This window comes from Mesorhizobium sophorae (assembly GCF_002270415.1).
GTDB classification, from domain to species: Bacteria; Pseudomonadota; Alphaproteobacteria; order Rhizobiales; family Rhizobiaceae; genus Mesorhizobium; species Mesorhizobium sophorae.
The window spans coordinates 1-14,320 of record NZ_NNRI01000002.1 but is presented as its reverse complement, the minus strand read 5'-3'; the positions used below and the strand labels follow the sequence as shown (position 1 = coordinate 14,320).

Below are 14,320 nucleotides of genomic sequence, written 5' to 3'. Positions count from 1 at the left end.
GTCCTACTTCAGGAAGCCGTTCTTCTTCAAAAAGTCCTCGGCCACGCCCTTGACCGGCTCACCGCCGACCTGCACGCGACCGTTCAGCTCTTGCAGCGTGACGAGGTCGAGTTTAGCGAAGACCGGCTTCAGCAGCGTTTCGATCTCGGGATGTTCCTTCAGCACCTTTTCGCGGACGATCGGCGCAGGCTGGTAGACCGGCTGCACGCCCTTGTCGTCCTCGAGCACGACCAGGCCTGACGGTGCGATGCCGCCATCGGTGCCGTAGACCATGGCGGCATTCGCCCCGCTGGTCTGATTGGCGGCGGCTGCGATGGTTGCCGCCGTGTCGCCGCCGGAGAGCGTGATCAGCTGGTCCGGCTTCAGCGTGAAACCATACGTGGTCTGGAAGGCCGGCAGTGCGGCCGCCGAATTGACGAACTCGGCGGATGCCGCCAGCACCACCTGGCCGCCGCCCGCGACATACTTGCCGAAGTCGGTGAGCGTGGCGAGCTTGTTGGTCTCGGCGACCTCCTTGCGCAGCGCGATCGCCCAGGTGTTGTTGGCAGGCGACGGCGACAGCCAGACGATCTTGTTGGCGTCGTAGTCGAGCTTCTTGGCCGTCTCGTAGGCCTTGGCGGCATCCTTCCAGACCGGGTCGTCGGCCTTCTCGAAGAAGAAGGCGGCGTTGCCGGTGTATTCAGGATAGATGTCGATCTCGCCGGCGGTGATCGCCTTGCGGACCACCGGCGTGCCGCCGAGCTGGATACGGTCAGTGGTCTTGATGTTGTTGGCGTTGAGAACGAGCTGGATGATGTTGCCGAGCACACCGCCCTCGGTGTCGATCTTCGAGGAGACAACGACCTGGGCACTGGCGGAAACCGCCGTGATGCCGAGCGCCAATGCCGCGCTGGCCAGAACCTTGACTGAAAACATTGTGAAATCCCTTGCTGTGAACCGGAATGCGGCGGCCGCATATGAGCATGGCTTCAACGGCCAGTCGGGGCACACGGTTTCATAACATCTGGCACAGACGCAATAATTTTGTTCGGGCGCTGCGTATTCGACCGACACCATGCTGACAGGGCGTGTCAGGCATGCGGCGACCGGGTCAGGCGTCGGCTTTGCGCCGTCCCGTCAGCTTGAGCGCGCCGAGGGCGACGAAGCACAGAACGGTGACAGGGAAGACCATCCAGTTAAGCATGGTCCAGCCCCAGGCGTTGTAAACCATGCCCGACATCAGCGACGCGCAAGCGACAGAGCCGAACAGCACGAAGTCGTGGAAGCCCTGGACCTTGCCCTTTTCCGACGGCCGGTAGCTGGCCGCCACCATCGCGGTGGCGCCGATGAAGCTGAAATTCCAGCCAAGGCCGAGCAGGATCAGCGACGTCCAGAATTGCCAAAGCGCCAGGCCCGACAGAGCGACAGTGGCGCAGCCGATGAGCAGGACCAGGCCGGTGGCGACGATCCGTTCGGCGCCGAAGCGATGGATCAGCGAGCCGGTGAAAAAGCTCGGCGCGAACATCGCCATGACGTGCCAGGAAATGCCGAGCGTCGCATCGTCCTCCGACAGGCCGCAACCAACCATCGCCAGCGGCGCGCCAGTCATGACAAAGCTCATCAGGGCATAGCTGCCGACGGCGCAGAACAGCGCCGCGACGAAGCGCGGGTGGGTGACGATTTCGACCAATGGTCTGGCGTCGCTGTCGGCGATCTCCACCTTGCCCGATACCTTCGCCGGCAAGCGCAGGAACGACAGGATGATTGCGCCAACGGCCGCCAGCGGCAGGATGGCGGCGAACGAACCGGCAAACATCACCGGCGCGAACGATTCACGGGTGAAGATGACGATCTGCGGCCCGAGGACGGCGGTGACGATGCCACCGGCCAGCACGAAGGAGATGGCGCGTGCCTTGAACTGCGGCGGCGCATTGTCGGCGGCGGCAAACCGGAACTGCTGGACGAAGGCGCCACCGACGCCGATCACCAACAGGCCGAAGGCGAACAGCCAGAAACTGCCGTGGAAAAGCGCTGCTGTCGCAACCAGCCCGCCAAGCGCAGTGACGATCGTGCCGGTCATGAAGCCGCGGCGCTGACCCATGCCGCGGATGATGGCCGCTGCCGGCAGCGCGCCGAGCGCCACGCCGATGTTGAAGCCGGTGATCGGCGCTGTTGCCAGCGACTTGTCGGGACCAAGCAGATATTGCCCGGCCAGCCCCCCCATGGAGATGGCGATGGGGGCAGCAGAACCGATGATCGCCTGCGATGCGGCAAGGATCAAAGCGGTGCGCCGCGCATCCTTGCCTGCCTCGACGGCGATTGCCGTCATGATGCGTCCTTGCCGCGCCCCTCGCCACGCACCCGGCGAGACACACGGTCAAGCACAGCATTGACCAGCTTCGGCTCGTCTTCCTCGTAGAAAGCCTTGGCGATATCGACATATTCGGAGACGATGACGGCGACGGGAACATCCTCGCGCTTCATCAACTCGTAGACGCCGGCGCGCAGAATGGCGCGTAGCGTCGAATCGAGCCTCGACAGCGGCCAGTCCTCGGTCAGTGCCTGTCGGATGATCGGATCGACCGTCTTCTGGTTCTCGACGACACCGGCGAGGATAGCGCGAAACCATTGTGCATCGGCTTCACGATAGAGCGCGCCGTCGACTTCCTTGCCGAGGCGAAAGGCCTCGTATTCGGCGGTGATCTCGAAGACGCCGCTGCCGGCGACATCCATCTGATAGAGCGCCTGCACGGCGGCCAGCCGGGCAGCGCCGCGCTTGTTGGCCTGGCGTACCGGTGGTCGGTCGTTGTCTCCGGATTGCGTCACGCCGGTCAGGCTCCGAGCCGTTTCTTGACGGCGATCATGGTCAGCGCGGCGCGGGCGGCAAAGCCACCCTTGTCGCCTTCCGTGCGCCGGGCGCGGGTCCAGGCCTGCTCGTCGTTTTCGGTGGTCAGGATGCCGTTGCCGATGCAGATCGATTCCTGCACCGACATGTCCATCAGGGCGCGCGCGGATTCATTGGCAACGATATCGAAATGATGCGTCTCGCCGCGGATGACGGTGCCAAGCGCGACAAAGCCGTCATAGTCGGTGCCCTCACCCTCGGCGGCATCGAGCGCGAAGGAGATCACGGCCGGAATCTCCAGCGCGCCCGGCACGGTGACGACATCGTACTTGGCGCCGGCTTCGTCGAGCGCAGCCTTGGCGCCTTCGAGCAGCGCGTCCGCCAGATCATCATAGAAGCGGGCTTCGATGATCAGCAGCTTGAGTTTCTTGTTCCTGGGCATTTTGCGTCACGTCTCCGGCGGAGCCGGTGACTTAGGCCGAAGCCCGTTTGATCGCAAGCAGAAGATGTTGCACGTGCCCAGTTTGGCGCTGAAGTCCATCCGACTGTGACCGTCAAAGCCCCTCTTTCGCGGCCTCCACCAGCCGCGCCGCGTAGCGGGCCATGGTGTCGATCTCGAGATTGACGCGGTCGCCAACCCTGCGCTCGCCCCAGGTGGTCACGGTCAGCGAGTGGTGGATCAAAAGCACGTCGAAGCGCGTGCCTTCCACCTTGTTGACGGTGAGCGAGGTGCCGTCGAGCGCGACCGAGCCTTTCGGTGCAATGAACTTCGCCAGATCGCGCGGTGCTTCGAGGGTAAAACGCACCGCGTCCCCTTCATCCCTGCGCTCGATGATCTCGGCCATGCCGTCGACATGGCCCGAAACGATGTGACCACCAAGCTCGTCGCCGATCTTCAGCGCCCGCTCCAGATTGATCCGCGTGCCCGATTTCCAATTCGTCGCCGTCGTCAGCCTGAGCGCCTCTTCCCAGGCCTCGACCTCGAACCAGCGCGCGTTCGTGCCGCTGTCGGGCAAGGCGGTAACCGTCAGGCAGACACCACCGCAGGAGATCGAGGCGCCGATGGCGATGGTTTCGGGATCGTAGGCGGTGTCGATGCGTAGCCCCACCCCTTCCCTCAGCGGCTTGACGGTCGCGACGGTGCCGACATCGGTGACAATTCCAGTAAACATCGGTGATCCTTCCGTTTGACCATGATCCTGTCCAAAACCGGTCCCACTGTTCGGGATCGTGGTCTAAATGTCCCTGATCCACTCGGCGTAGCTGTCTTCACCGAAACGCATATCGCGGAGCTTTCGAAATCCTGCCGGGATATGGTCGGCATCGATGGGCGATGCAATGCCGTCGGCGCCGATCGCTTCCGATCCCTGGAACAGCACGATGCGGTCGACCAGCCCCTCGGCCAGGAAAGCGCCGGCAACCTTGGCGCCGCCCTCGACCAGAACACTGGCCATGCCGAGCGCGGCCAGATCCTCGAGCAGTTCCGGCAGCGCAACGCCGCCCTCATGCGTTTCGGTGCCGATGAAGCGCACTCCGGCGCGCTCCAGCATGGTCCGCCGCAGCGGATCGGCCTCCAGGCAGGCGGCGACGTAAAGCGGCACCCGGTCCACGCCCGAAACCAGCTTCGAGGTCTCCGGCAACCTGATCTGCCGGTCGAGTACAATGCGCGCCGGCGACCGGTTCTCCAGCCCCGGCAAGCGCACCGTCAATGCCGGGTCATCCTCAAGGGCGGTGCCGATGCCGACCAATATGCCGTCGGCCTCGGCCCGCATCAGATACACTTCGCGACGGGCGACATCGCCGGTGATCGACACTTGCCCTTGGCCTTCCCTGCCGATCTTGCCATCGCTGGAAAGCGCAAGCTTGAGAATCACTTCGGGGCGTTTTTTCAACGACCTGATCAAATAGCCGGCCATCTGTTCGGCTGCTTCCGCCGCCAACACCTTCTCGACCACTTCGATCCCGGCGGCACGCAGGATCGCGTAGCCCTGGCCGGACACGCGCGGATCGGGATCGCTGGCAGCGCCGACGACACGCGCGACACCCGCGTTGACCAGCGCGTTGGCACAGGGCGGCGTGCGGCCATGGTGGGCGCAAGGTTCCAGCGTGACGTAGGCGGTGGCGCCGCGCGCCAGCGCGCCGGCCTCGGCCAGCGCCTCGGTCTCGGCATGCGGGCGTCCGCCGACAGCGGTGACGCCTGTGCCGACGATCATCGGGCCATCGCCGTCGTCGCGCACGATCAGCGTGCCCACGGATGGGTTGGTCGCGGTGCGCCCGGCATGCTTGCGCGAAAGGCGGAGCGCCGCTGCCATGAAACGGCGATCAAGGCCGGCCTGTCTGTCGCTTGCAGTCATGCTCAGCCGGCGTCCTCTTCGCCCTTGATTTCGTCCCCCTTGAGCTCGCCGAGCAATTCGTGGAAATCCTTGGCCTCGCGAAAATTGCGGTAGACCGAGGCGAAGCGGACATAGGCGACATCGTCGAGCGACTTCAGCGCGTCCATGACCAGCCGGCCGACCTCGCCGGAGGCCACTTCGGTCTCACCGGAGCTTTCGAGCTGGCGCACGATGCCGGTCACAGCGCGGTCGATGCGTTCGGGATCGACATTGCGCTTGCGAACGGCGATCTCCACCGAGCGCAACAGCTTGTCGCGGTCGAACGGCACTTTGCGACCGGATTTCTTGACCACGACGAGGTCGCGCAGCTGCACGCGTTCGAAAGTCGTGAAGCGGCCGCCGCAATCGGGGCAAACGCGCCGCCTGCGGATCGCGGCGCCATCCTCGGCGGGGCGCGAATCCTTCACCTGCGTATCTTCTGACTGGCAATAGGGACAGCGCATGGAGAAGCCTTTGGTTGGCGAATCTGGTGAAGCGAAAGGCTTAGAGGTTTTTGCAACGATGGCAAAGCAGCCCCTCGCCCCTCAGAGCCGCTCGCCCTGAGAGATAGCGAGCTGCAAGCAAGATTGCCAGCGCCGCAGGCGGCTGGACAGCGACGCCGTCAAGGGGCGACGTCGGTGGTCGCAAACCCGCATGATGCGCCGAGGCTGCGATAGGCCTTGGTGAAGCCGTCCATGGCTATGCTTCCAACCGGCACGTCGCCAAAGGACACATCGAGCACCGATGCGCGGCGCATGACGCGCAAGAGCGCCAGGCTGGTCTTGGCCTGATTGTCCACGGTCCAGCTGAGCCGGCCGCCCACGGTGGCGTCGGAATGGAGCTTGGCGGCGACGTGGCCCTTGTCATCGCCAAAGGTTGCCGCGACCGACTTGCCCGTTGGCAGCGCCGTGTTGTCGGCCGCAATGGTCACGGACGGATAGGCAGCCGGCGGCAGTGCATCGCCGTTCGTGATGATAAGCGTCAGAGTGCCGCTTTCGCCGCGGGCGCCGATAAAAGCGGTCGACGCTGCACAGGTCTTGCGGATGTCCTCGCCGGTATCGACCTCGTCGACCAGGGTAGACCATCTGCCGAAGGTTTCAAGCTTGGGCGCCGCCGGGGCGGGTGCCGCGGGTGCGGCCTGGGCGGGTGCCGGTTGCGCAGGCGCGGTTTGCGCCGAGGCGATGCCGGAGAGCGGCAAGACAATCGAAGCAGCCAGGACGCCGGCGATGGCAAGGTCGGCGAGACGGACAATTCGCATCATCAAGGCTCCTGTCGCAGCCTTGCCGCGACGACGCTTGTCCGTCGCGGCAAGGTGGTGAGACCTCCTATCTCGTCAGCCGAGATAGGGATAGAGCGGAAAGCGGTCGGTCAGAGCCACAACCTTGGCCTTGACCGCCGCTTCGACAGCGGCGTTGCCCTCGTCGGAATTGGCGACCTTGAGACCATCCAGAACTTCGGCGATCAGCTTGCCGATTTCGCGGAACTCGGCCTGGCCGAAGCCGCGTGTTGTGCCGGCCGGGGTGCCGAGGCGCACGCCCGAGGTGACGAAAGGCTTTTCCGGGTCGAACGGAATGCCGTTCTTGTTGCAGGTGATGTTGGCGCGGCCGAGCGCTGCCTCGGCGCGCTTGCCGGTGGCGTTCTTGGGACGCAGGTCGACCAGCATCAGATGGTTGTCGGTGCCGCCGGAGACGATATCGAGGCCGGTTTCCTTGAGGCTGGAGGCGAGCGCCTTGGCGTTGGCGGCGACGCTCTCCGCATAGACCTTGAAGCTCGGCTTCAAGGCTTCGCCGAAGGCCACCGCCTTGGCGGCGATGACATGCATCAGCGGGCCACCTTGCAGGCCGGGGAACACCGCAGAATTCATCTTCTTGGCGATGTCCTCGTCGTTGCACAGGATCATGCCGCCGCGCGGGCCGCGCAGCGACTTGTGCGTGGTGGTGGTCACCACATGGGCATGCGGCAGCGGCGACGGATGCACGCCTCCGGCGACGAGACCGGCGATGTGCGCCATGTCGACCATCAGATAGGCGCCAACCGCGTCGGCGATCTCGCGAAAACGCTTCCAGTCCCAGACACGCGAATAGGCGGTGCCACCGGCCAGGATCAGCTTCGGCTTGGTCTCATGGGCGGTCTTCTCGATGGCGTCCATGTCGAGCAAATGGTCGTCCTGGCGCACGCCATAGGACACGACCTTGAACCATTTGCCGCTCATGTTGACCGGCGAACCGTGGGTCAGGTGGCCACCCGAATTGAGGTCGAGCCCCATGAAGGTGTCGCCGGGTTGCAAGAGCGCCAGGAACACCGCCTGGTTCATCTGGCTGCCGGAATTCGGCTGGACGTTGGCGAAGTTGCAGCTGAACAGCTTTTTGGCCCGCTCGATGGCAAGTTCCTCGGCGACGTCGACGAACTGGCAGCCGCCATAGTAGCGCTTGCCCGGATAACCTTCGGCGTACTTGTTGGTCATGATCGAGCCCTGCGCCTCGAGCACGGCGCGCGAGACGATGTTTTCAGAGGCGATCAGTTCGATCTCGTGGCGCTGGCGACCGAGTTCGTTCCGGATGGCGCCGAAAATCTCCGGGTCGGCATCTTCCAGCGTGGTTTCGAAGAAGGATTCAAATTTGTTCGACACTGCCGCTGCTGATGCCATGGCCTGAAATCCTTGGGTTCGGGGGCAATTTTGATTTATGCATGTCGCTGTCCCAAAACCGCTGCACACTTTTGGGCGACATGCATTCGCCGCGCCATTAACACAGTTGTTTTCGCCCCGCCACGTTTGCGGCGCGAAATTTGCTGGCCGGTTTGCGCCAGCGAGGCAACGAGCGTGCTATTTTCACGCCTGCCGTCCCTTCAGCAAGGCCTCGGTAAGCGTGATCTCGGTGAACAGCGCCCGCGCCGCATGGTCGTTGATCTCGCCGCTGCGCAGCATGGCGCGCACGGCACCGCGCTCGGCCTCGATGCCGGCGAGCCTGAGCTCGAGTTCCAGCCGGCCGGCCTCCCGCGCTTCGGCCCGCGCCTCGTCGGCTTCGTCGGAAGCGGCGATACGGCGACGATAGGCTGCGACAATCCCATCGGCCGCGGCCAGCCGGGCGCCGGGCACCTCGCCTCCCTCTTCGGTATCGGTTGCAGCAAGTAACTCGATGCGGGCGATTGCCGCCTTGGCCGCGCCGACACGCGCCAGGCGTTCCTCCGTAGCACCGGCATCCTCAACCGGTTCGACCAGCCCGCTGGCGATCGTCGGCAAGGCGAGACTGGCAAAGACCAGCGAGCAGATGATGACACCGGTGGCGAGGAAGATGACGAGGTCGCGCGCCGGAAACGGCGACCCGTCCGGCATGGCGAGCGGCAGCGACAGGATGCCGGCCAGCGTGATTGCGCCGCGCACGCCGGCCACCGACCCGGCGAGCCGCACGCGCAGACCGAACGGCTCAACCCTGCGCTTGCCCAGACGTGCCGCGATGCCAGCCGCGATATCGCCGACCCATATCCACAGGAAGCGCAGGGCGATCAGGCACAGCGTCAGTGTGATGACGGTCGCGACCGGCTGGATGATCGGGTGCATGCTCATGAGTTCCGGTGGCACATGACGGATGATGTCGGGAAGCTGGAGCCCGAGCACGATGAAGAGAGCACCGTTGAAAATGAAGGAAAGCGTCGTCCATAGCGACATCGTCTGGATGCGGGCAGAGACGCCAAGGAACCGAAACACGCCGGAGCCACCAGTGAGGAGGCCGGCGGTGACCGCCCCAAGGATGCCGGACGCTCCGATGTGCTCGGCGCCGAGGTAGGCGATGAACGGCAGCAGGATCATCACCAGCACCTGCGCCTCGGCCGGCACGCCGCCGATGCGGTTGAGCAATTGCAGCACCTTGGCGGCGACGAACAACGCCGCCACGCCGATCAGGATGCCGGCAGCGACGGCATAGAGAAAATTCAGCGATGCGGCGGCCAAGGAAAAGCTGCCCGTCAGCGCCGCCGCCACGGCGAAGCGGAACATGACCAGGCCGGAAGCGTCGTTGAGCAACGACTCACCTTCCAGAATGTGCATCAGCCGCGCCGGAACCTGGTTCCTGTCGACGATCGAGGACACCGCCACCGCGTCGGTCGGCGACAGCACCGCGGCGAGCGCGAAAGCGACGACCAGCGGGATGCTCGGCACCAGCCAGTGCAAGGCATAGCCGAAGCCGACGATGGTGAAGAACACCAGCCCGATGGCGAGATCCAGGATCGGTCCGCGCAGCGCAATCAATTCACGCTTCGGCGCACCATAGGCATCGCCGAACAGCAGCGGCGGAATGAACACCAGCAGGAACAGTTCCGGATCGATCTCGACATGGATGCCGCGCACCGGCCAGGCGAGTGCGGCACCCATGGCGATCTGCAGCACCGGCAACGGCACCCGCACCAGACGCACCAGTGCGCCGGAAACGGCGACGAAGACGAGCACAACCAGAATGAAGACGGCGACATCCATGGTCCGGTTCCAGCCTTGTCCGCCGACCACGCGCAAAGCCGGTCGATCCGTCCAGCCGCCCTCCCGCGAAAAGGCGCAGGCAATCCGAGCAACGAAAAGGCCGCCCTTGCCGGCAGCCTTTTCTCATAAAAAAATCAGTTAGTTAAAGCGAAGACGTGATCTGCAGCTCGTTGGCACCGTCGAGCGCGTAGACGTCGTCGCGGAACTGCACGACGCCCGGGCCCGTCGACCAGGCCGAGAGATAGAGGAAATGTACCGGCACCGGGTTGGTGACCTCGACCGGCGTGTTTTCGCCGGTCTTGATCGCCGCCTCGAAATGCTGACGGTCCCAGCCGGGCGTGTCGCGCAGGATCCAGGTGACGAGGTCGCGCACATTCTGCACGCGCACGCAGCCCGAGGAATCGAAACGCATCATCTTGCCGAACAGGCTCTGCTGCGGCGTGTCGTGCATGTAGACGCCGTCCGGGCTCGGGAAATTGATCTTCACCGACGCCATGGCGTTGCCCGCGCCTGGATCCTGGCGGAAGCGATACTTGGCGGCGTCGTCGGTCGACCAGTCGACATTGAGCGGGTCGACCTCGCTGCCGTCCGGAGCGAACAACCGGATATGGCTGTCCTTCAAATAGTTGGGATCCTTCCGCATCAGCGGAATGATGTCCTTGCGGACGATCGAGACCGGCGCATTCCAATACGGATTGACGATGATCTCGTTGATCTTGGAATTGACGATCGGCGTCTGGCGATCGATCTTGCCGACGATCGCGGTGTGGCGAAGCACGACGCGGTCATTCTCGACGGCTTCGATCTGCGCCGCCGGAATGTCGACCAGCACGTAGCGACTGCCAAGCGTGCCAGCCTTCTCCTTCAGCCGCTGCAGGTTGGTCTGTAGCTGGCCAAGCCGGATCTGCGCCGAAACGTTTATCGCCAAGTAGGTGTATTTGCCCATGGAGCCGTCGGCGGGCAGGCCGTGACGCAACTGGAAGCGCTTGACCGCCGAGTCGACATAGGAATCGAAGGCCGTCGAAATGCCGGCGCTCTGCGACAAGTCGCCAGAGACCATCAGTCGCTTGCGCAACGGCACGACATCGGGATCATCGACGCCGAGCTGCAGCTTCTTGGTCGCGGGCACCTCTACCCAGCCGCCCTGGCTGACGATGTTCTGGTATTGCGCTACCGCCTGCTCGGTAAAGGCGACGGTCTGCGGGCTAAAGATCGGCAGCGTCGAGGCCACCTTCCCGCCCTCGCTGGCGCGGGCGTCGAACGTGTCGTCCCAATTGCCGCGCGCCGAGGATTTCAGGATATCACCGATGACGTCCTGCGCATTGGCGCCGCCGGCGACCATCGCGGCTGCGAGCGCGGAGGCTCCGGAAAGGAAAAGACGGCGGCTGGTTCTCATGGACGTTCCAGACATTCTTGTAGCGTTCGATCTTGCTGCATTCGGTTTTCAGGGCGATGTTGCCCGCACTCTAGAGTTGGCAATCTTAACAATTAGCCAACCATGTCCGTATCAGTTCGGCCACAAACGCTTGAGCCGCGACACGGGTTCCGGGTGAACGCACGGCCTTCACCACAGCATCACCGGCATCCTCGGTTCCATTGGAATATGGCGGCAACGTGGCCTTGTCCCGCGATTTGCATCAGGCGACGCAGCGAAATGAAAAGCCCGTGCTTTTTCAGCACCGATCCCGGTCGCCGGCCGCGATATCGACCGGCTACCACGAGCCCTTGATGCTACACTGATAAGCTAGTCCAACGCGAGGAACGAGACCATGCCTGGTGTCCTTTCAGTCGTCGCGGCCTTCGCCTTGGCCGCAGGTCCGAACGGCAGCACTCCGACGCCGGAGGAAACGGTTGCCTATTTCGTGCATGGCCTGGAACAGGGCGCGATCCCCAAATACGGGCAGCAGACCGATGAACCGCTGAAGCAGGTTTCCCGATCGCCGGCGATCTTCACCAGCACAGGCCCGAACGAGGTCGGCGACGAAACCGAAACGCTGAGGTTCATCGTCGCTCGGCTGGATGATTGCACCTTTAGAGCCGAACAGCAGTTCGAGGAGGACGGCGCAATCTACTACCGCCTGAGCTACGAACTGCGGCTTGGCGGTGTAACCGGCCTGTCGTTCGACAATCCGCCGGCAACCATCGCGCTGAAAGGGCTGGTGAAGACATGCACGACTGACACCGAGGGCAGCTGCGACCTGACGCGCGAGCCCGAAGCAATCAGTCCGTTCTTCGGCGAGCCAGGCCAGGCCGAACAGGCGCTTGCCTATTTCCACGAGAAATTCTGCCCGCTGAAGCCGTGATCCTGTCTGGACTGACTATCTCACGATCTCAGTGCGGATTTTCAACATTTGGGGCCGGACTTGGCTGCGCCCTCAATTCGGAACATCTTTGCAACACCTCATGCTGGGGATAGCGCAGAACCTTGTTGTCCTCCAGTTTGAGCAACAGTTCCCGCCTCTTGTCCGTGCTTTCACCATCCGTACACGACATGTCCAGGATGACGACATCCAGGCGGTTGATCTTCTGAATTTTGTCCAACGTGCAGCCGACCTCCCACATCTCGACTGCCTTGTCGGTAAACGTCACGATCGAGTCATTGTTGTCACATGGGGCGCTGCCTTCCGCGGCGAAAGAATCCTTCCACCACTCCTCGGCGAAAGCTGTTTGCGAGACCAGCAAAAGCACTGCCGCAACCGAGCAGATCTTCGAGCGTTTTCCCAGACCCATCATGCGCCCCCCTCCGGGCCGTGACATTAGGCACTGCTGCAGCGAAAGCAAACCTGGCGGAATAGTGTCGACCGGGCGGCTGGGCTTCTGAATCAGGAAAAGAAAAGGGCCGATGCCTTTCGGCACCGGCCTTGACCAGAGGTCGTCATTTCGGCCGCGCTTCTGTGGCGCGGGCCAGATCCGATGCGCCGGCTCACATCCGGTAGGCGATGGTGTCGTTCCAGAAGCGATCGAGCCGCTGCAACGCGCGGTTCATCTGCTTGAACTCGTCGGTGTTGATGCCGCCGACCTGCTCGATCGAGCCGACATGGCGCTCATAAAGACCGGCGACGACGTCCGCCACCTCGTTGCCCTTCGGCGTCAGCGAGACGCGGACCGAGCGGCGGTCGATGCGCGAGCGCTGGTGGTTGATGAAGCCGAGATCGACCAGCTTCTTCAGATTGTAGGAGACGTTGGAGCCGAGATAGTAGCCGCGCGAACGCAGCTCACCGGCGGTCAGTTCCGAATTGCCGATGTTGAACAGCAGCAGCGCCTGGATGGCATTGATGTCGGAGCGGCCGTTGCGGTCGAACTCGTCCTTGATCACGTCAAGCAGGCGGCGGTGCAGCCGCTCTACAAGCTGCAGCGATTCCATGTACAGCGAGCGGATAGCCTCGCGGCGGTCGTCGGATACGTTGGCGGTCTTCGCCGCCGGACGCGAATTGATCATTGTCTTTGCCTCTCGTTTGTCGCCTTGGTGATTTTTTGTTTTTCACCTTGATCGCGACACTATCGAATACTCATAAAATTCGACTTAAACGCTAGGGCTAACAAGAGCTTACCGGTAAGAGGTTTCGAAAGAGGCTTAACGAACGGTCTCCCGAGCAAGGATAATTAACCTAAAGATTTAGCCAACAATTGCGGGGCCGAATTGAGGCAGCCGCCAGGGTGCCAATGGGCTCAAGGGGTTAGTGCCGCACCGGTCGTTTCTGCAGCCAGATGATCACGCGGAAAGCGATATAAAGCAGCGCCACGACAGCATGCGAGACGACGATAAGCATGCGGTGGCCGAAAAGCTCGGGAAAACCGGCATACATGACTGTCTCGGTCACCGCGCAGATAAACCAGATCACGGGTCCCCAGGACGCCAGCATCCACAGGCCGGCGGCGGCGAAGGGGAAAAACACGGCGAGCATCACCGCCGCAACCTGCCAGTGCACCGGCATCAGGTCGAAGCGCCACAACGAGCCCGGATAGAAGCCGATCAGCCTGATCCAGTAGAGAATGCCGAACAGCAGGCAGTAGCCGGCGACGACGCGCTGGAACCAGGCGAAGATCAACTCCACGCCCGAGGGCTGCAGCACGACGCGTCTGGAGGTCACCTCGCTCACAGGTCGAGCTCCCGCTCGCCGAGCGAGGCGAAATAGGCGTCGACATCCGCCTCGCTGACCGCGCCGAGGCTCGCCGGCCGCCATTGCGGCTTCGAGCCCTTGTCGATGATGGCGGCGCGGATGCCTTCGTAGAAATCGTGGCCGGCCAGCATCCGGTTGAGGATGCGGAACTCCATCTTCATGCAGGCGTCCATGGACATGGTTAGCCCGGCGCTTATCTGGCGCCAGGCGACGCGCAGGCTGGTCGGCGAACGCGTCCGGATCGTCGCCAGCGTCTTGGCCGCGAATTCGTCGGCGCCTGCCGCCTGTTCGAGGCTGTCGATGACGGCCTTGAGGGATGGTTGCGAAAAATGACGGACGATCGCCTCCAGCGTCGGCCTGTCGGTTTCCCGTTTTGCCTGGACGAAGAAACCGCGCAGCACCGATTCCGGATCGCCGGTCAACGTCACCCGGTCGAGGAAGCCGCCCTGGTCCGCGGCCTTGATGGTGTGGGTGGCGAGCCCCGACCACAGCGCGTCGCCGTAGCGGATGCGATTGCCGGTCAGCGCCAGAT

16 protein-coding genes are annotated in these 14,320 nt (G+C 63.4%); 1 reads left to right on the top strand and 15 read right to left on the bottom strand.

Annotation, left to right across the window (positions count from 1 at the left end; translation table 11 throughout):
• Window positions 1-3 precede the first annotated feature (3 nt).
• From osmF to CGZ66_RS02230, 11 genes are all read right to left on the bottom strand, one after another.
• Window positions 4-915 (bottom strand): glycine betaine ABC transporter substrate-binding protein OsmF, encoded by a 912-nt coding sequence (gene osmF, locus CGZ66_RS02280; protein ID WP_095081161.1) that lies wholly within the window; start codon window positions 913-915, stop codon window positions 4-6.
• Window positions 916-1,090: 175 nt separating this feature from the next.
• Complete coding sequence (locus CGZ66_RS02275; protein WP_095081159.1) at window positions 1,091-2,308, bottom strand: MFS transporter; 1,218 nt, start codon at window positions 2,306-2,308, stop codon at window positions 1,091-1,093.
• On the bottom strand, window positions 2,305-2,805 hold the full coding sequence (gene nusB, locus CGZ66_RS02270; protein WP_095081158.1) for a transcription antitermination factor NusB: 501 nt from the start codon (window positions 2,803-2,805) through the stop codon (window positions 2,305-2,307). The genes CGZ66_RS02275 and nusB overlap by 4 nt, the downstream gene beginning before the upstream one ends.
• A gap of 5 nt (window positions 2,806-2,810) precedes the next feature.
• Complete coding sequence (locus CGZ66_RS02265) at window positions 2,811-3,266, bottom strand: 6,7-dimethyl-8-ribityllumazine synthase (RefSeq protein WP_095081157.1); 456 nt, start codon at window positions 3,264-3,266, stop codon at window positions 2,811-2,813.
• Window positions 3,267-3,378: 112 nt separating this feature from the next.
• Window positions 3,379-3,996 carry a riboflavin synthase gene (locus CGZ66_RS02260; RefSeq protein ID WP_095081155.1) on the bottom strand — a complete coding sequence of 206 codons (618 nt, stop codon included), beginning with the start codon at window positions 3,994-3,996 and terminating at the stop codon, window positions 3,379-3,381.
• A 63-nt stretch (window positions 3,997-4,059) separates the two neighbouring features.
• Window positions 4,060-5,178, bottom strand: a complete 1,119-nt coding sequence (gene ribD / locus CGZ66_RS02255) for a bifunctional diaminohydroxyphosphoribosylaminopyrimidine deaminase/5-amino-6-(5-phosphoribosylamino)uracil reductase RibD (protein ID WP_095081153.1) — start codon at window positions 5,176-5,178, stop codon at window positions 4,060-4,062.
• A 2-nt stretch (window positions 5,179-5,180) separates the two neighbouring features.
• On the bottom strand, window positions 5,181-5,660 hold the full coding sequence (gene nrdR, locus CGZ66_RS02250; RefSeq protein ID WP_095081151.1) for a transcriptional regulator NrdR: 480 nt from the start codon (window positions 5,658-5,660) through the stop codon (window positions 5,181-5,183).
• 158 nt (window positions 5,661-5,818) lie between these two features.
• Window positions 5,819-6,457: a hypothetical protein gene (locus tag CGZ66_RS02245; RefSeq protein WP_095081149.1), complete on the bottom strand. Its 639-nt coding sequence runs from the start codon at window positions 6,455-6,457 to the stop codon at window positions 5,819-5,821.
• Window positions 6,458-6,529: 72 nt separating this feature from the next.
• On the bottom strand, window positions 6,530-7,843 hold the full coding sequence (gene glyA, locus CGZ66_RS02240; protein WP_095081147.1) for a serine hydroxymethyltransferase: 1,314 nt from the start codon (window positions 7,841-7,843) through the stop codon (window positions 6,530-6,532).
• A gap of 183 nt (window positions 7,844-8,026) precedes the next feature.
• Complete coding sequence (locus tag CGZ66_RS02235) at window positions 8,027-9,667, bottom strand: Na+/H+ antiporter (RefSeq protein WP_095081145.1); 1,641 nt, start codon at window positions 9,665-9,667, stop codon at window positions 8,027-8,029.
• A gap of 142 nt (window positions 9,668-9,809) precedes the next feature.
• Window positions 9,810-11,063: a L,D-transpeptidase family protein gene (locus CGZ66_RS02230; protein ID WP_095081143.1), complete on the bottom strand. Its 1,254-nt coding sequence runs from the start codon at window positions 11,061-11,063 to the stop codon at window positions 9,810-9,812.
• A gap of 373 nt (window positions 11,064-11,436) precedes the next feature.
• On the opposite strand from CGZ66_RS02230, the gene CGZ66_RS02225 reads away from it, so the two are divergent.
• Complete coding sequence (locus CGZ66_RS02225; RefSeq protein ID WP_095081141.1) at window positions 11,437-11,970, top strand: hypothetical protein; 534 nt, start codon at window positions 11,437-11,439, stop codon at window positions 11,968-11,970.
• 28 nt (window positions 11,971-11,998) lie between these two features.
• On the opposite strand, the gene CGZ66_RS02220 is transcribed toward CGZ66_RS02225, so the two are convergent.
• From CGZ66_RS02220 to CGZ66_RS02205, 4 genes are all read right to left on the bottom strand, one after another.
• Complete coding sequence (locus CGZ66_RS02220) at window positions 11,999-12,400, bottom strand: hypothetical protein (protein WP_245330973.1); 402 nt, start codon at window positions 12,398-12,400, stop codon at window positions 11,999-12,001.
• Between the two features lie 190 nt (window positions 12,401-12,590).
• Complete coding sequence (ldtR, locus tag CGZ66_RS02215; RefSeq protein WP_013896002.1) at window positions 12,591-13,106, bottom strand: transcriptional regulator LdtR; 516 nt, start codon at window positions 13,104-13,106, stop codon at window positions 12,591-12,593.
• Window positions 13,107-13,344: 238 nt separating this feature from the next.
• On the bottom strand, window positions 13,345-13,767 hold the full coding sequence (locus tag CGZ66_RS02210; RefSeq protein ID WP_095081139.1) for a DUF6163 family protein: 423 nt from the start codon (window positions 13,765-13,767) through the stop codon (window positions 13,345-13,347).
• On the bottom strand, window positions 13,764-14,320 hold a 557-nt coding region (locus CGZ66_RS02205; protein ID WP_206073652.1), incomplete at its 5' end, for an enoyl-CoA hydratase/isomerase family protein. The genes CGZ66_RS02210 and CGZ66_RS02205, both read right to left, overlap by 4 nt.

Coding starts and splice junctions, on each gene's coding strand:
- CGZ66_RS02225 (WP_095081141.1), top strand. CDS start 11,437: ATGCCTGGTGTCCTTTCAGTCGTCGCGGCCTTCGCCTTGGCCGCAGGT.
- CGZ66_RS02230 (WP_095081143.1), bottom strand. CDS start 11,063: ATGAGAACCAGCCGCCGTCTTTTCCTTTCCGGAGCCTCCGCGCTCGCA.
- ldtR (WP_013896002.1), bottom strand. CDS start 13,106: ATGATCAATTCGCGTCCGGCGGCGAAGACCGCCAACGTATCCGACGAC.
- CGZ66_RS02260 (WP_095081155.1), bottom strand. CDS start 3,996: ATGTTTACTGGAATTGTCACCGATGTCGGCACCGTCGCGACCGTCAAG.
- CGZ66_RS02275 (WP_095081159.1), bottom strand. CDS start 2,308: ATGACGGCAATCGCCGTCGAGGCAGGCAAGGATGCGCGGCGCACCGCT.
- osmF (WP_095081161.1), bottom strand. CDS start 915: ATGTTTTCAGTCAAGGTTCTGGCCAGCGCGGCATTGGCGCTCGGCATC.
- glyA (WP_095081147.1), bottom strand. CDS start 7,843: ATGGCATCAGCAGCGGCAGTGTCGAACAAATTTGAATCCTTCTTCGAA.
- CGZ66_RS02265 (WP_095081157.1), bottom strand. CDS start 3,266: ATGCCCAGGAACAAGAAACTCAAGCTGCTGATCATCGAAGCCCGCTTC.
- CGZ66_RS02220 (WP_245330973.1), bottom strand. CDS start 12,400: ATGATGGGTCTGGGAAAACGCTCGAAGATCTGCTCGGTTGCGGCAGTG.
- CGZ66_RS02235 (WP_095081145.1), bottom strand. CDS start 9,667: ATGGATGTCGCCGTCTTCATTCTGGTTGTGCTCGTCTTCGTCGCCGTT.
- nrdR (WP_095081151.1), bottom strand. CDS start 5,660: ATGCGCTGTCCCTATTGCCAGTCAGAAGATACGCAGGTGAAGGATTCG.
- ribD (WP_095081153.1), bottom strand. CDS start 5,178: ATGACTGCAAGCGACAGACAGGCCGGCCTTGATCGCCGTTTCATGGCA.
- CGZ66_RS02245 (WP_095081149.1), bottom strand. CDS start 6,457: ATGATGCGAATTGTCCGTCTCGCCGACCTTGCCATCGCCGGCGTCCTG.